This is a genomic window from Actinokineospora pegani (assembly GCF_009745975.1).
GTDB classification, from domain to species: domain Bacteria; phylum Actinomycetota; class Actinomycetes; order Mycobacteriales; family Pseudonocardiaceae; genus Actinokineospora; species Actinokineospora pegani.
The window spans coordinates 14,930-34,132 of the sequence record NZ_WHOL01000083.1; the positions used below are offsets into that span (position 1 = coordinate 14,930).

Annotated in this window: 4 protein-coding genes; 2 read left to right on the plus strand and 2 right to left on the minus strand. The window is 75.7% G+C overall.

The annotated features are described in order from the left end of the window. Positions 1–47: 47 nt before the first annotated feature. A complete protein-coding gene (locus GCL84_RS30015) occupies positions 48–16,010 on the minus strand; it encodes a type I polyketide synthase (protein ID WP_235926221.1) in 15,963 nt (5,320 codons plus the stop codon). 305 nt (positions 16,011–16,315) lie between these two features. Here GCL84_RS30015 and GCL84_RS13545 point away from each other — a divergent pair, with 305 nt between their 5' ends. Together GCL84_RS13545 and GCL84_RS13550 are read left to right on the plus strand one after the other, a co-directional pair. Then, positions 16,316–17,023 carry a VC0807 family protein gene (locus tag GCL84_RS13545; protein WP_156755810.1) on the plus strand — a complete coding sequence of 236 codons (708 nt, stop codon included), beginning with the start codon at positions 16,316–16,318 and terminating at the stop codon, positions 17,021–17,023. Further along, complete coding sequence (locus GCL84_RS13550; protein ID WP_156755811.1) at positions 17,020–18,219, plus strand: macrolide family glycosyltransferase; 1,200 nt, start codon at positions 17,020–17,022, stop codon at positions 18,217–18,219. The genes GCL84_RS13545 and GCL84_RS13550 overlap by 4 nt, the downstream gene beginning before the upstream one ends. A gap of 118 nt (positions 18,220–18,337) precedes the next feature. On the opposite strand, the gene GCL84_RS13555 is transcribed toward GCL84_RS13550, so the two are convergent. After that, positions 18,338–19,171, minus strand: coding sequence for an SCO6745 family protein (locus tag GCL84_RS13555; protein WP_407924391.1), 834 nt, complete (start codon positions 19,169–19,171; stop codon positions 18,338–18,340). Positions 19,172–19,203 lie beyond the last annotated feature (32 nt).

The window sequence follows — 19,203 nt, forward strand, 5'->3', positions numbered from 1 at the left end:
TGTGCTGGGCGCTCTCGTGCTGGGGGTTGGTCATGCCCTGGCCTCCGTCACGACTTGCCGAACTCGGTGCGGATGATGTCGAACAGCTCGTCGGCGCTGGCGTCGGTGAGATCGGCGTCCGGGTCGCCGCCGCGCACCAGCGCGAGCATCGCCTCCAACCGCTGGGCCACCGCCGTCCGCTCGGTCTCGGCCACAGTGGACACAGCAGCCTCCAGGCCCACGAGCTGGTCGAGCAGCGAGCCCGCGGGGGCGGTCGACGGGAACTGCTCGTCGAGGTGCTCGGCGATCGCCTCGACCGTGGGGTAGTCGAAGATCAGCGTCGCGGGGAGCTTGCGGCCCGCGGCGGCGCCGAGCCGGTTGCGCAGCTCCACGGCGGTGATCGAGTCGAACCCGATGTCGAGCAGGCCGCGCGCGGTCTGCACCGAGTCCGGCGAGGTGTGCCCGAGGACGGCGGCGACCTGCGCGCGGACCAGGTCCAGCAACAGCGCGCGGCGCCCCGGCGCGTCGAGGCCGGCCAGCCGCTGCCCCAGGTCGGCGGTCTCGGCCCGGTCGGCGGACTGCCGGGCGGCGGCCTCGGCGGCGTTGCGGGCGGTCACCGCGAGCGCGTCGGGCAGCTCCGAGAGCAGCGGGCTGGGCCGCACCGAGGTGAACACGGTGGCGAAGTTGTCCCAGGCGATCTCGGCGACGGCGACGTAGGTGTCGTCGGCGGCGAGGGCGTGCCGCATCCCCAGCAGCGCCTTGGCCGGGTCCATCGCGGGCAGGCCCTGGCGGCGCAGCCGCTTGTTGAGCACGGCCCGCCACTCGATGTCGTCCGGGTCGGTCTCGTTGACCGCGTCCCACACACCCCAGGCGATCGAGGTGGCGGGCAGGCCGCGGGCGCGCCGGTTGTGCGCCAGCGCGTCGAGGTGGGCGTTGGCCGCCCCGTACGCGCCGTGCTCGCCGCTGCCCCACATGGCCGCGATCGAGGAGAAGAACACGAAGGTCTCGACCGGGTGCCCGGTCAGCAGCTCGTCGAGGTGGGTCGCGCCGAGCACCTTGGCCCCGACGACCTTGGCGACCTCGGCCACGGTGGTGCGGGCCAGCGACTCCAGGGCGATGTAGGCGGCGGCGTGCACCACGGCGGTGACCGGGGTGGACAGGCCGTCGACGAGGGCGGCCACCGAGTCGCGGTCGGCCATGTCGCAGCGCACGACCTCGACGGTGACGCCGCGCTCGGCCAGCTCCGCGGCGAGCTCGGCGGTGCCGGGGGCGTCGGCGCCCCGGCGGCTGGTGAGCACGAGGTGGTCCGCGCCCCGGTCGGCGACCCAGCGGGCGATGTGCGGGCCGAGGCCGCCGGTGCCGCCGGTGATCAGGACGGTGCCGTGCGCGGTCCACTCGGCGGTGGCCCCGTCCCCGGTCGGGACCCGGCTCATCCGGCGGCCGAAGGCGCGGTCGCGCAGCGCGACCTGGTCCTCGCCCGCGTCGGCGATCGCGGCGAGCAGGCGGTCGGTGTCCGCGTCGGTCACGGTCGCGGGGAGGTCGACCAGACCGCCCCACCGGTCGGAGTGCTCCAGGCCGATGACGCGGCCCAGGCCCCAGGTCTGCGCCTGGGCGGGAGCGGCGACGGCGTCGCCATCGACAGCGGCCACCGCGTCCTGGGTGACGCACCACAACGGCGCGGTGCTGCCGGAGTCACCGAGCGCCTGCGCCAGGGCCACCAGCGCGGCGAGCCCGGCGGGCAACCCGGGGTGCTCGGCGTGATCGCGCTCGGCGAACGCCAGCAACGACACCACACCGTCCACAGCGGACAGCCGGGGGGCGATCAGCGCGCGGTCGCACTCCCGGTCGCCCAGGACCAGCGTCTCCACCGGCCCGCGCTCGGCGAACGCGTCCAGCACGCGGCTGACGACGGGGTGGTCCCCGAAGCCCGTCGGCAGGACGACGAGCCAGGTCCCCAGCGGCGTCCCCGAGGGCTCGGGCAGCGGGCGCCAGGTGATGCCGTAGCGCCAAGAGTCGGCGGTGGACCGCTCGGTGCGGCGCCGGTGCCACGAGGACAGCACCGGCAGCACGGCGGCCAGCGGCTCCTGGTCCTCGACGGCCAGCGTCCCCGCCAGGCCCGCCACGTCCCCGGAGGTGACCAGGTCCCAGAACCGGTCGTCGACCCCGCTCGCGGCGGCGGCCCTGGGCGCGTCCCACCAGAAGCGCTGCCGCTGGAACGGGTAGGTCGGCAGGTCGACGGCGCGCCCGGCGCCCCACCCGGCCCAGTCGACGGACACGCCGCGGGTGAACGCCTCACCGGCCGACAGCGCGAACCGCTCGACCGTGCCCTGGTCGCGGCGCAGCGTGCCCACGGCCCCGTCCGCCATCGCCGACACGAGCACCGGGTGCGGGCTGACCTCGATGAACAGCACCCCATCGAGCGCGGTCACGACGTCGTCGAACAGCACGGTCTGGCGCAGGTTGCGGTACCAGTAGGCGGCGTCCATCTCCGCGCCGGTCAGCACCTCGCCGGTCACCGTCGAGTGCACCGGCACCCGGCCGGCGCGCGGCTCGACGCCGTCCAGGGCGGTGAGCAGGTCGGCCTCCAGCGCCTCGACCTGGTCTGAGTGGGAGGCGTAGTCGACGGGCACGCGCTTGGCGCGGATGCCCTCGACCTCGCAGCGCTCCAGGATCTCCGCCAGCGCCTCGGGCGCACCGGAGACCACAGTGGACGACGGCCCGTTGACAGCGGCGACGCCGACCTCGTGCGACCACGGCAGGATCAGCCCGCGCACCTCGTCGACCGGCAGCGGCACCGACACCATCCCGCCGTTCCCGGCCAGCGTCGCCGCGATCAGCCTCGACCGCAGCGCCACCACCCGGGCCCCGTCGCGCAGCGACAGCGCCCCGGCGGCGCACGCGGCGGCGATCTCGCCCTGCGAGTGCCCCACCACAGCAGAGGGCACGACCCCGTGCGACTCCCACAGCGCGGCGAGCGACACCATCACCGCCCACAGGGCGGGCTGCACCACGTCAACCCGCTCCAACGCGGCGGCGTCGCCCAGCACGTCCATCAGGTCCCACTCGACGAACTCGCCCAACTCGGCGGCGCACTCGGCCAACCGGGCGGCGAACACCTCGGACTCCCGCGCCAGGCCCAGCCCCATCCCGACCCACTGCGCGCCCTGACCGGGGAAGACGAACACGGCCCGACGCGTGCCGGGAGCCTCGCCCACCACCAGGTTCGGCGCGGGCAGCCCGTCGACCAGCGCCGCCAGCGCGGCGCGCTGGTCGCCACCGGCCACCACCGCCCGGTGCTCGAACCGCGCCCGCGCCGAGGCGAGGGTGAACGCGATGTCGGCGTTGCCTGCAGGGTCATCAGGCATAACCGCGAGCAGGTCGCGGGCCTGCGCCCGCAGCGCCTCGGCGGTCCGGGCGGAGAGCACCCACGGGCCGGCGGCGCCCGGCTCGGCGGGGTCCTCGTCCGGGGCCTGCTCCAAGATCACGTGCGCGTTGGTCCCGGAGATGCCGAAGGACGACACCCCGGCCCGCCGCGGCCGGTCCACCGACGGCCACTCCCGGGCCTGGCCGAGGAGCTGGACCGCGCCAGCCTCCCAGTCGACCTCGGGCGTGGGCTGGTCGAGGTGCAGGGACCGGGGCAGCACGCCCCGCCGCATGGCCTCCACCATCTTGATCACACCGCCGACACCGGCCGCCGCCTGCGCGTGGCCGATGTTGGACTTGAGCGAGCCGAGGTACAGCGGCTCGGACCGGTCCTGCCCGTAGGTCGCCAGCAGCGCCTGGGCCTCGATCGGGTCGCCCAGCGTCGTGCCGGTGCCGTGCGCCTCGACAGCGTCCACGTCGGCGGCGGCCAGCCCGGCGGCGGCCAGCGCGGAGCGGATCACCCGCTGCTGGGCGGGCCCGTTGGGCGCGGTGAGGCCGTTGGAGGCGCCGTCCTGGTTGATCGCCGAGCCCTTGACCACCGCGAGCACCCGGTGGCCCTGGCGGCGGGCGTCGGAGAGCCGTTCGACGACGAGCACGCCCACGCCCTCGGCCCAGCCGGTGCCGTCGGCGGCGGCGTCGAACGACCGGCAGCGCCCGTCCGGCGACAGCCCGTTCTGCCTGCTGAACTGCACGAACGTCGTCGGCGCGGCCATCACCGCGACCCCGGCGACCAGCGCCATCGAGCACTCGCCGGACCGCAGCGCCTGCTGCGCCCAGTGCAGCGCGACCAGCGACGACGAGCACGCCGTCTCCACGGTCACCGCCGGGCCCTCCAGGCCCAGGGTGTAGGCGATGCGGCCGGAGGCGACGCTGGCGGTGTTGCCGGTGAGCAGGTAGCCCTCGACGCCCTCGGGGACGGTGGTCGCCGCGGCGTCGTAGCCGGAGGCGGCCATGCCGACGTACACCCCGCCCCGGACGCCGCGCAGGCCGGACGGGTCGATTCCCGCCCGCTCCAGCGCCTCCCAGGAGGTCTCCAGCAGCAGCCGCTGCTGCGGGTCCATCGCCAGCGCCTCGCGCGGGGAGATCCCGAAGAAGTCCGCGTCGAAGTCGGTGGCCCCGGCCAGGAACCCGCCGTCGCGCACGTAGCTGGTGCCCGGGTTGGCCGGGTCGGGGTCGTAGAGGCCGTCGAGGTCCCAGCCGCGGTCGCCGGGGAAGCCGGTGACGCCCTCGGCTCCCTCGGCGACGAGGTCCCACAGCGCGGCCGGGGAGTCGACGCCGCCGGGGTAGCGGCAGGCCATGCCGACGATGACGACGGGGTCGTCGTCGACCACCGCGCGGGTCTCGGTCTCGGGCGTCGTGCTCGGGCCGCCAAGGGTCTCGGCGAGGAAGTCGGCCAGCGCGGCGGGGCTCGGGTGGTCGAACACGACGGTGCTCGACAGCCGCACCCCGAGCCGGGCGGAGAGCCGGTCGCGCAGCTCCACGGCCATCAGCGAGTCGAACCCGCGGTCGCGGAAGGCGCGGTCGGGCTCGACGGCCGCCGCGGGCCCCAGGCCCAGGACGGCCGCGACCTCCGCGCTCACCACGTCCAGCAGCCCGGCGGTGTCGATCTCCCCGACCGGCGCCGAGGGGGCCTCCGGCGCGGGGGCGAGGTCGGCGAGCTGGGGCTGCGGCCGGGAGCTGGCCAGGACACCGGCGAGCGTGGCCCAGTCGACGTCGGCGACGACCTGGTCGGCGGCCGAGGCCAGGGCGGTGACGGCCCGGTCCGCGGCCATCGGCGTGAGGCCGAGCCGGGACAGGCGGCCTGCGGTGTCCGCGTCGACCATGCCGCCGTCGGCCCACGGGCCCCAGGCCAGGGCGGTGGCCCGGCGGCCGGACGCGCGGCGGCGCTGGGCGAGGGCGTCGAGGTGGGCGTTGGCGGCGGCGTACCCGGCCTGCCCGCCGCTGCCCCAGATCCCGGCGACGGAGGAGAAGACGATGAAGGCGTCCAGGGCTGTGTTGTCCCCGGTCAGCTCGTCGAGGTGGTCGGCGCCCGCGGCCTTGCCCGCGAACAGCCCGGCCAGGTGCTCGGTGTCGACCTCGGCCAGCGGCGCGAAGTCCAGCACCCCGGCGGTGTGCACGACGGCGGTGAGGTCGTCGATCCCGGCCAGCAGCCCGGCGACGGCGTCCCGGTCGGACACGTCGCAGGCCACCACCGACACCGGCACGCCCAGGTCGGCGAAGTCCTCGGCGCTACCGCCGCGGCGGCTGGTGAGCACCAGCCGCTCGGCCCCGTGCGCGGCGGCCCAGCGGGCGACGTGCGCGCCGAGTCCGCCGGTGCCCCCGGTGACCAGCACGGTCCCCGACGGCGACCACGCCGCGCCGCGCGCGGCGGAACGGGCCAGCCTGCGCCCGAACACCCCGCCCGGCCGGAGCGCGACCTGGTCCTCCGACCCGGCCAGCACCGACGCCAGCGCCCGCCCGGCGAAGCCCTCGGCGAGGTCGACCAGCCCGCCCCAGCGGTCGGGGTGCTCCAGCGCGGCGACCCGGCCCAGGCCCCACACGGCGGCCTGCGCGGGGCTGGGCCGCTCGTCCGGGGCGACCGCGACCGCGCCCGAGGTCACGCACCACACCGGGCACTCGGCCTCGCGCAGCAGCTCGACCGTGCGGACCAGTCCATTCGAGACACCGGGTGCGGCGGGCGACTCGTCCAGCGCCAGCAGCGACACCACGCCGGTCAGGCCCGGCGCGACCCCGCCTGCGACCTCCGCGCCCGCCTCGGTCAGCGCGGTCTCGACCCCGGCGCGCAGCGGGCCGTCGCCGACGACGGCCCAGCGCCCGGTCAGCGCGGCCGGACCGGTGCTCAGCGGCGTCCAGGAGACCTCGTAGCGCCACGGGTCGGCGGGCGCGCGGTCGTCGTCGAGCCAGTAGCGGGCGCGCTGGAACGCGTAGGTGGGCAGCGGCAGCCTGCGCACGTCGAGCCCGGCGAACACCGCCTCCCAGTGCACCCCGGCGCCCTCGGCGAACAGGGTGGCCAGCGCGGTCACCGCGGCCTCGACCTCGTCGCGGCCCGAGCGCAGCACCGGCACGCAGGCGGTGTCGGCCTCGGCCAGCATCGGGGTCAGCGCGGCGTCCGGGCCGACCTCGACCCGGCGCACCACGCCCAACCCGTCGAGCGCGGCGACCCCGTCGGCGAACCGGACGGTGCCGCGCACGTGCTCGACCCAGTAGGCCGGGTCGGTGAGCCGGTCGGCGACGCGGCCGGTCAGGTTGGACACGACGGGCACCCGGGGTTCGCGGTAGGACACCGTCTCCAGGACCCGGCGGAACTCGGCGAGCATCGGGTTCATCAGCGCGGAGTGGAAGGCGTGGCTGACGGCGAGCCGCTTGGTCGTGGGGAAGCGGGCCGCGACGGCCTCGACCTCCTCGGCGACACCGGAGACGACGACCGACGCGGGCCCGTTCACCGCCGCCAGGCTGACCCCGTCGGTCAGCAGCGGCAGCACCTCGGCCTCGGTGGCGCGGATGGCGGTCATCGCCCCACCCGCGGGCAGCGCCTGCATGAGGCGGCCGCGCGCGGCGACCACGGCGCAGGCGTCGTCGAGCGAGAACACCCCGGCCACGTGCGCGGCGACCAGCTCGCCGATGGAGTGGCCGAGCAGCACGTCGGCGCGCACGCCCCAGGACTCCAGCAGCGCGAACAACGACACCTCGACGGCGAACAGGGCCGCCTGGGTGTAGACGGTCTCACCCACCTCGTCGGTGGCGATCTTGTCCTTGAGGCGGACGCCGAGCAGCGCGTCGAACCGCGCGCACACGGTGTCGAACGTGTCGGCGAAGACGGGGAAGCGCTCGCTGAGCCGCGCGCCCATCGCGATCCGCTGCGAGCCCTGGCCGGAGAACACGAACGCCGTGCGGCCCTCGACCGCGCGGCCGGACACCGGGGCCCGGCCGTCGGCGATCGCGGCGAGCCCGGCCCGCAACTGGGCCTCGGTGGACCCGACGACGGCGGCGCGGTGCGGGAAGGCGGTGCGGGAGGTGACCAGCGACCACGCGATGTCGGCGGGCGCGCCATCCAGGGTGGACAGCAGCTTGGCGGCCTGGGCGCGCAGGGCGGCGGGGTTGTGCGCGGACAACACCCACGGCAGCACGGCCTCGGCGGGCACGCGCGCGGGCGCGGGCTCGTCGGGGGCCTGCTCGAGCACGACGTGGGCGTTGGTGCCGCTGATGCCGAACGAGGAGACCCCCACCCGGCGGGCGCGGTCGACCTCGGGCCAGTCGCGCCGCTCGGCCAGCGGGGTCAGCGCGGTCCAGTCGACGCGGGTCGACGGGGTGTCGGCGTGCAGGGTGCGCGGGAGGACGCCGTGGCGCAGCGCGTGCACCATCTTGATCACCCCGGCCGCGCCCGCCGCCGCCTGGGTGTGGCCGATGTTGGACTTGACCGAGCCGATCGGCAGCGGGGTCGAGCGATCGCGCCCGTAGGTCGCCGCGAGGGCTTGCGCCTCGATCGGGTCGCCCAGCGCGGTGCCGGTGCCGTGCGCCTCCACGGCGTCCACATCGGACGGTGTGAGGCCCGCGCCCGCGAGCGCCTGGCGGATGACCCGCTGCTGCGACGGCCCGTTGGGCGCGGTGAGCCCGTTGGACGCCCCGTCGGAGTTGACCGCCGTGCCGCGCACGACCGCGAGGACCTCGTGCCCGTTGCGGCGGGCGTCGGAGAGCCGCTCGACCAGCAGCACACCGACGCCCTCGGCGGCGCCGAACCCGTCCGCGCCGTCGGCGAAGGCCTTGCAGCGGCCGTCGGCGGCCAGGCCGCGCTGCTTGGAGAACTCCTCGACCATGTGCGGCGAGGCCATCAGCGCGATGCCGCCCGCCAGGGCCATCGAGCACTCGCCGGAGCGCAGCGCCTGCACCGCCATGTGCAGGGTGACCAGCGACGAGGAGCACGCGGTGTCGATGGTGATGGCGGGGCCTTCCAGGCCCAGCGCGTAGGACACCCGCCCGGAGGCGACGCTGGCGGTGTTGCCGATGAGCAGGTGGCCCGCCAGCTCGGCGGGCGCGGTGGCCAGCCGGGAGACGTAGTCCTGGTAGGTCGCGCCGATGAACACCCCGGTCCGGCTGCCGCGCAGCGTCACCGGGTCGATGCCCGCGTGCTCCACCGCCTCCCAGGAGGTCTCCAGCAGCAGCCGCTGCTGCGGGTCCATCGCCAGCGCCTCGCGCGGGGAGATCCCGAAGAAGTCGGCGTCGAAGTCGGCGAGGTCGTGCAGGAAGCCGCCGCCGGAGGTGGTCACCGCGGCCGGGTCGAGGTCCCAGCCCCGGTCGGTGGGGAACCCGCCGATGCCGTCGCCGCCCGCGAGGACGAGCTGCCACAGCGCCTCCGGGTCGCGCACCCCGCCCGGGTAGCGGCAGGCCATGCCGACGATGACCACCGGGTCGGCCTCGGTGGCGGTCCGCGCGGTGGCGGGCGGCGGGGCGGTGGCTGGGTCAGCCGGGTCAGCCGGGTCAGCCGGGTCGCTGTCGGCGGGCGCGACCTGGTCCAGCAGGTGCGCGACGAGGTGGTCGGTCGTGGGGAAGTCGAACACGAGCGTGCTGGGCAGCGTGAGCCCGGTGGCCCGGCCGAGCCGGTTGCGCAGCTCCACGCCGGTGAGCGAGTCGAAGCCGAGGTCGCGGAACGCCTTGCCGGACTCGACGGTCCGCCCGGCGGGCAGGTTCAGCGAGGCGGCGACCTGGCCGCGCACCAGGTCCAGGACCCGTTCGCGGCGCGCCCGGGGGTCGAGGCCGTCGAGGGTGGCGGCGAGCCCGCTCGCGGGCATGGCGGGCGTGCCCGCGGCCGTGGCGTCGCGCACGGCGGGCAGCTCGCTGATCAGCGCCGAGTCGCGGGACGCGGTGAACGCCAGCAGCAGCCGCTTCCAGTCGATCTCGGCGACCATGGTCCCGGTGCCGAACGCGCCGTCGAGGTGCGCCACGGCCCGCTCCGGCGCCATCGGCAGCACGCCGTGGCGGCGCAGCCGGTCGCCCACCGAGCCCCCGGCGGCCATGCCGTCCCCGGCCCACGGCCCCCACGCGATCGACAGCGCGGGCAGCCCGGCCTCCCGGCGGCGCAGCGCCAGCGCGTCGAGGTAGGCGTTGCCCGGCGCGTAGTTGCCCTGCCCGGGGACGCCGAGCACCCCGGCCAGCGACGAGAACAGCACGAAGGCGTCGAGGTCCGGGTCGCCCTCGGTCAGCGCGTGCAGGTTCTCCGCGCCGGTGACCTTCGCGGCCAGCACTCCCGCCACCCGTTCCGGGGTCAGCGCGGCGATCACGCTGTCGTCCAGCGCGCCCGCCGCGTGCACCACGGCGGTCAGGTCGTCGACCTCGGCGAGGACGCCCGCCAGCGCGTCCCGGTCGGCCACGTCGCAGGCGGCGACGGTGACCCGCGGCCCGCGCCCGGTCAGCTCGGCGACCAGGTCGGCCGCGCCCTCGGCGGCCAGGCCGCGCCTGCTGACGAGCACGAGGTGATCGGCGCCGTTCCCGGCCAGCCACCGGGCGACGTGCGCGCCCAGCGCCCCCGTTCCGCCCGTGACCAGCACGGTGCCCCGGGGCTGCCAGCGCTTCCCGGCCGTGGGTCGGGCAGGGGCGAGCCGTCGCCCGTGGGCGGCGCCCGCGCGGATCGCGACCTGGTCCTCCACTCCAGAGGCCAGGACGGCGGCCAGCGCGCGCCCCGACGCCTCGTCGACCTCGGCGGGCAGGTCGACCAGACCGCCCCACAGCTCCGGGTGCTCCAGGGCGGCAACACGGCCCATGCCCCACACCGCGGCCAGCGCGGGCGTCGGGGCCGGGTCGCCGGGGACCGCCACCGCGCCGCTCGTGGCCACCCAGAGCGGGGCGGACAGCTCAGCGTCACCACACGCCTGCACCAGGCTCAGGAGCCCGGCCAGCAGGTGCGCCGCGGGCCGCTCGCGCGGACCGACCGCGACCAGGACGCCCGTCAGGTCCGGCTCGACGACGGCGCGCAGCAGCTCGCGCAGGTTGTCCCTGGTCATCGCCACCGGGTCGATCTCGACGCGGTGCACCGACGCCCCGGCGGCGGCCAGCGCGGCGACGTGCCCGGCGGCGGTGTCCCCGGCCGCGTCCCCGTTCATGGGGGCCAGGACCAGCCAGGTCCCGTCGAGCCGCGCCGGGCCCTGGGGCAGGGCGCGCCAGTCGACCTCGTACTGCCTGCCGTCGGACCGGGGGGCCGACGCGGTGGGCATCAGCCAGTAGCGCTCGCGCTGGAACGGGTAGGTGGGCAGGTCGGCCCGGGGTACGCCCGCGAACCGGTTCCCCCACGCCACCGGGACGCCGAGCGTGTGCGCCTCGCCCGCCGAGAGCAGGAAGCGGTCGAGGCCGCCCTGGTCGCGGCGCAGCGTGCCCACCGCGGGCCCGGCCATCGCCGACACCAGCACCGGGTGCGGGCTGACCTCGACGAAGACCGCCCCGGCGAGCGCGGTGACGACGTCGTCGAACAGCACGGTCTGGCGCAGGTTGCGGTACCAGTAGGCGGCGTCGACCTCCGCGCCGGTCAGCGCGGTCCCGGTCACCGTCGAGTGCAGCGGCACCCGGCCCGCGCGGGGCGCGAGTCCTCGCAGCGCCGCCAGGAGGTCTGTCTCGATCGCCTCGGCGTGGGCGGAGTGCGAGGCGTAGTCGACCGGCACCCGCTTGGCGCGGATGTCGCGTGCCGCGCATAGCTCCACCAGCTCGTCGAGTGCGTCGGCGTCGCCGGAGACCACGGTGGCGTTCGGCCCGTTGACCGCGGCGACCCCGACCCGGCCGTCGCCGATCAGCTCCCGGGTCCGCGCCACCGGCAGCGGCACGGACACCATCCCACCGCGCCCGGACAGCTCAGCCGCGATCAGCGCCGACCGCAGCGCGACGACCCGCGCACCGTCCTCAAGAGACAATGCGCCGGACACGCACGCGGCCGCGATCTCACCCTGCGAGTGCCCCACGACGGCGGCGGGCTCGACCCCGTGCGCCCGCCACACCTCGGCCAGCGACACCATGACCGCCCACAGCGCGGGCTGCACCACGTCGACCCGTTCCAGGGCCTCGGCATCGTCCAGCACCGACAGCAGTTCCCAGTCCACCAACGGCCCCAGCGCCGCCGCGCACTCGGCCATCCGGCCCGCGAACACCGGGTCGGCGAGCAGTTCGCGCCCCATCCCGACCCACTGCGAACCCTGGCCGGGGAACACGAACACGGCCCGCGCCGACCCGGCGGCGCCGGTGACGACGTCGGCGGACGGCTCGTCCGCCGCGACCGCCGCCAGCCCCGCGCGCAGCCGCTGGGCGTCGCCGACGACGACGGCGCGGTGCTCCAACCGGGCCCGGACCGCCAGCGCCGCGCCGATCTCGTCGTGGCCCGCGTCGACGTCCAGCAGGTTGGTCGCCACCGCCCGCAGCGCCTCCGGCGACGCGGCCGACAGCACCCACGGCGCCACAGCGCTCTGCGGCCGCTCGGCGACGACCGCGGCCGGGGCCTGCTCGATGATCGCGTGCGCGTTGGTCCCACTGATGCCGAACGACGACACCCCGGCCCGGCGCACCGCCGAGTCCCACGGCCGCGCCTCGCTCAGCAGCCGCACCGACCCGGCCGACCAGTCGACCCGGGAGGACGGCGGGTCCGCGTGCAGCGTCTTGGGCAGCGTGCCGTTCCGCAGCGCCAACACCATCTTGATCATCCCGGCGACACCCGCGGCGGCCTGGGTGTGCCCGATGTTCGACTTGAGCGACCCCAGCCACAGCGGCGTCTCCCGGTCCCGGCCGTAGGCCGCCAGCAGCGCCCCGGCCTCGATCGGGTCGCCCAGCGCGGTCCCGGTGCCATGGGCCTCGACCGCGTCCACGTCGCAGGCCCGCAGCCCGGCGTCGGCCAGCGCGTCGCGGATGACCCGCTGCTGCGCCTGGCCGTTCGGCGCGGTCAGGCCGTTGGAGGCGCCGTCGGAGTTGACCGCCGTGCCGCGCACGACGGCCAGGACGTCGTGGCCGTTGCGGCGGGCGTCGGAGAGCCGTTCGACGACGAGCACCCCCACGCCCTCGCCCCAGCCGGTGCCGTCCGCGCCGTCGCCGAAGGCCTTGCAGCGCCCGTCCGGGGACAGGCCGCGCTGGTGGGCGAACTCGACGAAGATCCCCGGCCCGGACATGACCGCCGCCCCGGCGGCCAGGGCCAGCGAGCACTCCCCCGAGCGCAGCGACCGCACCGCCATGTGCAGGGCGACCAGCGACGACGAGCACGCGGTGTCGACGGTGATCGCCGGGCCGTGCCAGCCGAAGGCGTAGGCCAGCCTGCCGGAGGCCACGCTGCCGGTGGTGCCGGTCAGCAGGTGCCCTTCCACGCCGTCCGCGCCCTCGTGCAGCCGCGGCCCGTACTCCCCCGCCATCGCGCCGACGAACACCCCGGTGCGCGACCCGCGCAGCGCGGCGGTGTCCAGGCCGGCCCGCTCGACCGCCTCCCAGGAGGCCTCCAGCAGCAGCCGCTGCTGCGGGTCCATCGCCAGCGCCTCGCGCGGGGAGATCCCGAAGAACGCGGCGTCGAACTCCGGCGCGCCGTGCAGGAACCCGCCGGTCACCGGGCGGGGGGCGTCCGGGTCGTCCGAGTCGTTCGAGGCCAGCGCGGCCAGGTCCCAGCCCCGGTCGGTGGGGAACCCGCCGATGGCGTCGGTCCCACTGGTCAGCAGGTCCCAGAACGCCTCGGGCGTGTCGACCCCGCCGGGCAGCCGCAGGCCCATCCCGACAATGGCGATCGGCTCGTCGGTCGCCGCGACCGGCTCCGGCTCGGTCTCCCCCGGCTCGGTCGTGCCCAGGTGCGCGGCCAGTCGGGCGGGGGTCGGGTGGTCGAACAGCGCGCTGGCGGCAGTGCCCAGCCGGGTGGCGAGCCGCACCCCGGCCTGGGAGTCGACGCCGAGGTCGCGGAAGGTCTGGTCCGGGTCGACGTCGGCGGGGCCGTCGTGGCCCAGCACCACGGCCGTGTGCGCGCGGACCAGCCGCAGCAGGTCCAAGCCGGGTTCGACCACCGGTTCGGGCGCGGGCGCGAGGGCGCGGGGCGCGCCGCCGGTCGGGGTGTCGACCCAGAAGCTCTTGCGCTGGAACGCGTACGTCGGCAGGTCGGTCTCCCGCGCGCCGGACCCGGCGAACCACGCCTCCCAGTCGACCTCGACGCCGACGACGTGCGCCTCGGCCAGCGCGTGCGCGAGCCGGGCGGTCCCGCCCTGGTCGCGCACGAGCGTGCCCAGCGCGGCCGCGCCCGCGTCGGTGACGCCCGCGGTCAGCACCGGGTGCGGGCTGACCTCGATGAACACGGCGTCGTCGTAGGCGGCGACGCCGTCGGCGAAGCGGACCGTGCCGCGCAGGTTGCGGTACCAGTACCCGGCGTCGAGGGTGGCGGTGTCGACCTCGGCGCCGGTGGTGGTGGAGAAGAACGGGATCTCCGACGAGCGCGGGGCGACCCCGGCCAGGTCCCCGGCCAGCCGCTCCCGGAGCACCTCGACCTGGGCCGAGTGCGAGGCGTAGCCGACCGGGACCCGGCGGGCCCGCACTCCGGCGGCGACGGCGGCGGCGCAGAAGGCGTCCAGCACGGCGTTCTCGCCCGAGACGACGACCGACGACGGCCCGTTGACCACCGCGATCCCGACCCCCGGCCAGTCCGCGACCAGCTCGGCGGCGGCGGCCTCGCCCAGCGCGACGGCCACCATGTCGCCCCGCCCGACCAGCGAGTCGGCGATCGCCCTGGCCCGCAGCACCACCAGCTTCGCGCCGTCGGCCAGCGACAGCCCGCCCGCCACGCACGCGGCCGCGATCTCGCCCTGCGAGTGCCCGATGACGGCGGTGGGCTCGACCCCGGCCGCCCGCCACACCTGGGCCAGCGACACCATGACCGCCCACAGCAGCGGCTGCACGACGTCCACTTCGGACATCTCGGTGTCCAGCGCGGCCACCGGGTCCCAGTCGACCAGCGGGGCCAGCGCCGCGGCGCACTCGGCGAACCGCGCCGCGAACACCGGCGACGAGGCCAGCAGCTCGCGCCCCATCCCGGTCCACTGCGAACCCTGGCCCGGGAAGACGAAGACCGGGCGCCGCGCGCGGGCGGTCCCGGTGACGAGATCGGCCGACGGCTCCCCCGCCGCGAGCGCGGCGAGCCCACCGGCCCCGAACGCGACCGCCCGGTGCGCGAAGGCGGTGCGGCGGGCCAGCGAGAGCCCGGTGTCGAGGGGGTCGCCCTGGTCCAGGGCCGCGGCCTGGCCGCGCAGGGCGGCCTCGGACTTGGCCGAGAGCACCCACGGCACGACCGATCCGTCGTGCAGACCGGCGGGCTCGGGTCGAGCGGTCCGGGGCGCGGCCTCGGGGGCGGGCAGGAGCACGACGTGGCAGTTCGCGCCGCCCATGCCGAACGACGACACACCGGCGGCGGTCGGCTCCCAGGCGGCGGTCTCCCGCTGCACCACCAGGTTCAACCCCGCCAGGTCCGGCCCCGGGGCCCGGTGGTGCAGGGTCGGCACGAGCGTGGCGTGCTTGACCACGAGCGCGGCCTTGACCAGCCCGGCGATGCCCGCCGCGCCCTCGAGGTGGCCGATGTTGGTCTTGACGCTCCCGACGGGCAGCGCGGTCGCGCGGTCCCCGGCGACGGAGCCGAGCGCGGCGGCCTCGACCGGGTCGCCGACGGGCGTGCCGGTGCCGTGCAGCTCGACGTAGCCGAGGTCGTCCGGGGTGATCCCGGCCTCGGCCAGGGCGAGGCGGACCACCTCGCGCTGGGCGGCGGCGCTGGGGACGGTGAGCGCCTCCTGGTCGCCGTCGTGGGTGACGGCGCTGCCGCCGATGACGCAGTGGACCGGGTCGCCGTCCGCGAGCGCGGCGTCCAGCGGCTTGAGCAGGACGATCGCACCGCCCTCCCCGCGCACGAACCCGTCCGCGGCCTCGTCGAACACCGCGATCCGGCCGTTCGGGGACAGCGCGCCGAAGCGGGCCATGCGCAGGGTGGACCCGGTGGCGAGGTTGAGGCTGACGCCGCCCGCGAGCGCCGTGTCGGACTCGCCCACGCGCAGCGACTCGCAGGCCAGGTGCACCGCGACCAGCGAGGAGGACTGCCCGGTGTCGACCACGGCGCTGGGCCCGGTCAGGCCCAGGGCGTGCGAGAGCCGGTTGGCGATCATGCCCCGGTTCAGGCCCGCGGCGGCGTGGTGGTCGGCGGCGGGGCCGCTGAGCTCGGCGTAGTCGTCCCAGGTGGTGCCGAGGAAGACGCCGGTGCGGGTGCCGCGCAGGTCGGCGGGGCGCACGCGCGCGTCCTCGACCGCCGCCCAGCCCAGTTCGAGCGCGAACCGCTGGCGGGGGTCCATGGCCGCGGCCTCGCGCGGCGCCACCCCGAAGAACGCGGCGTCGAACCGGTCCACCCCGTCGACGAACCCGCCGCGCAGGGCGGCCTCGGGCAGCGCGCCCGCGAGCGCGTCGAGGTCCCAGCGGCCCTCGGGGACCGGCCCGACGGAGTCGGTCCCGGCGACGAGCGAACGCCAGAACGCGACACGGTCGGGCGCACCGGGAAAACGGCAGGAAATACCGATGACCGCGACCCGGCCCGCATTTCCCCGTGCCCGCTCCCGGTCCGGCGAATCCGGCGAGACCGATGTCAAGGCAACCTCCACGCAAGCACGGGACACGCGACTTCGGCACTGATCGCAACTGCTGGCGACGCTATGGACGGTTGTCCCCTAGCGACAACCCCTAGGTGGCCCGACGCGCCCCTAAATGGCAGCTCAGAGGGGGTGAGCGGCACTGTTCGCGCAGGTCAGGCCCGCACCCGCCGCACGGGTGGGGGTGGGTCTGGACCCACCGTGAACAGGGTGCCCAGCCGGATTCCCCCACCCCCGGCACCGGCCTACTGTCAGTGGGGAGGGGAATTCAGCGACTCAGGGAAGCGGATATGACACAGAGCCAGGTGACGAGTCGAATCGCACATGACGAGCCGGACAACACCCGGGTCGACGAGCCCAGCACCGGCGCGCGGATCGCGGCGATCGGGGCGATGCTGTTCTTCGACATCATCGCCCCGCTCGGCCTGTTCTACGGGTTGCGCGCGGCCGGGGTGTCGATCTGGGTGGCGCTGCTGGCGGGCAGCGTGCCGCCCGCGGCGCACTACGCGTGGCAGTTCGCCCGCAACCGCAGGGTCGACGGCCTCGGCCTGTTCATGATCTCGGCGATCCTGCTGGGCACGTTGGCCTCGTTCCTCACCGGGGACCCGAGGCTGCTGCTGGCCAAGGACGCGTGGATCACCCTGATCGCGGGGGTGTGGATCTGCGGCACGCTGTTCGCCGCGCGCCCGTTCCTCTACCGGCTCATGGTGCCGATCATGCCGAACAAGCACGTCGTGCGCCTCGAGGAGCTGTGGCGCGACTCCCCCAAGGCCCGCCGGGTGCTGCGCACCATGACGTGGGTGTGGGGCCTGGGCTTCCTGCTCGACTCGGTGGCCCGCGTGGTCGTGGCCTACACCCTGGACCTGGACGCGGTCCCGGTGGTCAACACGGTGCTGATCGTCGTGCTCATCTTCGCGCTGCAGGCCTACTCCCAGCTCCACGGCAAGTTCTCCGGCTTCTTCGCCGCGCTGAAGAAGGGCGAGCCGATGGGTGACGAGGTCCGGTCCGCATGAGCCACATCGCCTTCTTCAGCCTCCCGGCCGCGGGCCACGTCTACCCGACGCTGGCCGTGGTGTCCGAACTGGTCTCGCGCGGCCACCGGGTCACCTACCTGACCACGGACGCCTTCGCCGACCTGGTGCGCGCCGCGGGCGCCGAGGCGGTGGTCTACGAGTCGCGGTGGAACCCGGAGGCGGAGGGCGACCCCGCCGAGGCCGAGCGCAAGGCCGCCGAGTTCCCCCTGGAACTGGTCCGCCAGGCGCTGGCCCCGGTCCCCGCCGCCGAGGAGCGCTTCGGCGCCGACCTGCCCGACCTGGTCGTCTACGACGGCCACTTCGCCCACGTCGTGCGCGTGCTGCGCAGGCACTGGAACCGCCCGGGCGTCCAGTTCTGGCCCACCTTCGCCACGGGCAAGGCGTTCTCCCTCATGGAGGAACTGGCCAAGGACGCGCCCCCGCCCGCCCCCCTGCCCCCCGGCTCCCTGGCCGAGGTCATGGCCCGGATGGAGCGCTACCTGGCCGACCACGGCGCGGCCGAGATCCCCCTGCCCGAACTGGACCCCCTGGAGTCCGAAGGCCTCTACCTGGTCTTCCTCCCCCGCGAATTCCAGTTCGACGGGGAGGCGTTCCCGGACAACTTCGCCTTCGTCGGGCCCTGCCCCCGCCCCACCCCCGGCACCTGGGTCCCACCGACCGACAACCCCGTGCTCCTCATCTCCATGGGCACCACCGGCTTCGCCACCCCCGACTTCTTCCGGGACTGCGCCAAGGCCTTCGCGGACCAGCCATGGCACGTGGTCATCGCCACCGGAACCCACATCGACCCCGCCACCCTCGCCCCCCTGCCCCCCAACGTCGAGGCCCACCAACAGATCCCGCAACTGGACATCCTCCCCCACACCCGCCTGTTCATCACCCACGGCGGCATGGGCTCCACCATGGAGTCCCTGGCCAACGGCGTCCCCCTGGTCTTCACCCCCCACACCCCGGAGCAGAGGGCCATCGCCCGCCGGGCCACCGACCTGGGCCTGGGCCACACCCTCGCCCCCGAGGGCATCACAGCCACAGCCCTGCGCGACCTGGTCAACAAGACCGACGAGAACGAGACGATCCGCCGCCGCACCCGCCGCATGCGCGAGGCGATCGAGAGAGCAGGCGGCACCACCACCGCCGCGGACCAAGTGGAGGCCTTTCTCACCTCTCACCGATAGAGGTCTCCACCGCATGGAGCCGGTGGTGGTCCGGGACGCCCCCCTTCCCGCACCGCCACCGGCTCCGCACCCCTTTCTCCCGCCCCCGCCCAGCCACAAGCAAGGCCCCGAAACCGCATCACCGCGACCCCGCGGCGACCAACACCGCACTGACGGGTTCAAGCTCGGCGACCACCTCATCGAGCTCAGCACCAGAAAGCGCGTCATACGGCGCAGCAGCCAACTCATCGGTGAGCGCTTCGATGCGCCGCTTGGTCTCCCGCCCGACGGCGGTGAGCCGGCCATCGCTGTCAACGAGCCCCCGCTCCCGCAACCCACCCATGACCACGGCCAACCGCTCCCCCGGCAGATGGTGAACGCGCCCGAACGACTCCGCCGGGTAGATACCCATTTCCAACGCGCTGAGCAGATGCGCCTCCGTCCCCCCGACGCGCGCCGCCACCAGAGCGGCGACATGCCCGTCCCCGCGGTGCTCGCGCAACATCGTCGCGGAATGCCACAACCGGGCGACCGGATCCGCGGGCACCGCGAGCGTGCGCATCCCCGCGTACACCACCCGACCTTCCGTGGGCGCGCTCGTCGCGGCTTTCGTGATCAGGTCGGCAGCGCGCGCCACCCCCGGCGACTCGGCCAGTTCCCCGACTATCCGCCGCAAAGACGCCGCGCTGCCCCGCTCCCGCGCCGCGAGGGACGCCTCCGGCGGAATCGTCTCCCACGCGCTCGGGATGTGCCGCGCGGCCTCCCCGTCGGCGAAGCTGTAGAAGGCCGCGTGCACGACCTCCGCCGACACCCGCCCCAGCGGCGCGGCCCGGCTGGCGAAGTAGCCGCCCCAGTAGGTGCGGTGCCCGAGCGCGGCGAACTCCCGATCGCACTCGTCGGCGAAGTAGGTGACCAGGCAGATCGGCTCCAGGAGCTCGTGCATGCGGCGGGCGGTGCGACTCATGGCCGACATCATGCCCGCGGCCCCACCCGCCTTGACGCCCC